Here is a 1,510-nt window from a genome sequence, read left to right on the forward strand (position 1 = left end):
TGACTGAGTGTTCCTATCTTGGTGTCAAGTTTGTGGTGTGTTGTGATTGGTAGGGATTTCGGTGTTTGAGGATGCTGTAGATGAGGTTGCATCGTTGTCTGGCAAGAGCGAGGAGTGCCTGGGTATGATGCTTGCCCTCACCGCGTTTACGTTGATAGTACGCGCGTGCGCGTGGATCACGAATGATCGCGATACTCGCTGCTAGGTAAAGCGCTCGCTTGAGTTTACGATTACCGCCACGATTGGACGCGTCATGCCTGATACTAGTACCGGATTGCCGGCGCGCGGGACACAGTCCAGCATACGAGGCCAGATGATCCGCGTTAGGAAAGTTATGAATACTCCTGATCGCGGTAACCAGTGCTACCGTGGTACGCACCCCCATGCCAGGAATAGTGAGCGCGAGCTGATACTCCTCGTCATGGGAAGCGAGCTCGTGCATGCGACGGCGTATCCGTTCACGCTGCTGCTTGGTCTCCCGGATACGCCGAGCGAGATCCCTGATGATCCAGTCAGTATCCACACCATCCTGGGCAACCTCGACGGTTTGCTCGTCAAGCGCGTCAAGCAAACGCTTAGGCAAGGTCAGACCAGCACGCAAATGATCGCTCACCCAACATGTCACCTGTTCACGCCCGGCCTGACGTAACCCGTGCGGACCCCCGTAGCGTTCAAAGAGCAAACAAGCCGTCATACTACTGATCGCATCCCCGGCTAATACGCGTTCGAGCGCGGGATGCAAGGTATGCAACAGAGCACGCAGCCGGTTGACAAGCCTGTTCATATCCGCGGCCAGATCATCATCATATCCCGACAGTGATTCGAGGGCCTCGACACGTGGATCACTCTCACCAGTGAATACCAGCGTGCCGGGATTAGACAACGCGCATTCAGCAATCAACCGTGCATCGACACGATCGGTCTTGGCCCTTCCTGGTGACATTTGTGCGTACCGACGCATCGACAGGCCAGGCAAACAAGCACTATCCACACCCATGGCATGAGCCACAGCCAACGGTAGGGAACCAATCGTGCAACTCTGGTCAACAATCGCTAGTGTGCGCCCGTATTCCAAGGCCTTCTCGTACACGCCTCGCAACGCTAGCTCATCCTGGGCAACAGGACCATCCCACAATCGCGTACCGTCCATGTCCGTTAACCATGCATGGTGGGAGCGTTTGCCCACATCAATGCCCAACACGCACGTGTATCCCAATGATTCCAATCGCTTCATTACCGTCTCCCGCCGCTCTGCGTTTTGATGAGCGTACGGGACGCTGACGCGGGTGCCGGCACCCACATTACGAAGACGATCCGCTAAACGGGTAGAATCGATTCCGGTGTCCTGGTTCCTATTAGCGGTCACCACGCGTCCGGTACCCCGGCGGCATCACTCAGTAAACCGTTCGTCCTGACAACGACGGCAGGGAGCAAAAGCCATACCGGGGACCGCGACCCGTACAAGTTCCACTCTCTCATGAAACCCACCTACCACGGTAATGGGAGCGTC

At 56.4% G+C, this 1,510-nt stretch carries 1 protein-coding gene; it reads right to left on the reverse strand.

Translation table 11 applies throughout. From position 1 onward, the window contains the following. Positions 1–13: 13 nt before the first annotated feature. Positions 14–1,234, reverse strand: a complete 1,221-nt coding sequence (locus D2E25_RS10425) for an IS110 family RNA-guided transposase (RefSeq protein WP_125982570.1) — start codon at positions 1,232–1,234, stop codon at positions 14–16. Positions 1,235–1,510: the final 276 nt, after the last annotated feature.

The organism is Bifidobacterium goeldii, from assembly GCF_003951095.1.
Classification (GTDB): Bacteria; Actinomycetota; Actinomycetes; order Actinomycetales; family Bifidobacteriaceae; genus Bifidobacterium; species Bifidobacterium goeldii.

Coding starts and splice junctions, on each gene's coding strand:
- D2E25_RS10425 (WP_125982570.1), bottom strand. CDS start 1,234: ATGAAGCGATTGGAATCATTGGGATACACGTGCGTGTTGGGCATTGAT.